The 232-nt window shown below is 67.2% G+C and carries 1 protein-coding gene; it reads left to right on the top strand.

The window, feature by feature from the left end; all coding sequences use genetic code 11:
* Positions 1-54 precede the first annotated feature (54 nt).
* Positions 55-232: E3 binding domain-containing protein (locus tag E0702_RS21435; RefSeq protein ID WP_368816930.1), on the top strand; the 178-nt coding region annotated here is incomplete at its 3' end.

The raw sequence follows: 232 nt of genomic DNA, 5'->3' as shown, positions 1-232 counted from the left end.
ACCGCGGCGCACCCGCCCGTCCCCCCTGATGCAGCCCGTCTTCGGGCCACGCCCGTGGCGCGTCGGATCGCCAGAGAGAACCATATTGCGCTTTCCCAGGTGACCGGCACAGGACGTCGCGGGCGAATAGAAGCGGGCGATGTGCGCGCTATGCTGAAAGAAGGTGCATCGACACCAGCGGTGATCCAGGCAGCGCCCGGGGCGACGGCATCCGTCTATTGCGTGCATGGCT

The sequence above is a fragment of the Halomonas marinisediminis genome (genome assembly GCF_004347715.1).
In the GTDB taxonomy this organism is placed as follows: Bacteria; Pseudomonadota; Gammaproteobacteria; order Pseudomonadales; family Halomonadaceae; genus Halomonas; species Halomonas icarae.
The sequence above is the reverse complement of the archived record's forward strand: the minus strand, read 5'-3'. Positions and strand labels throughout refer to the sequence as shown.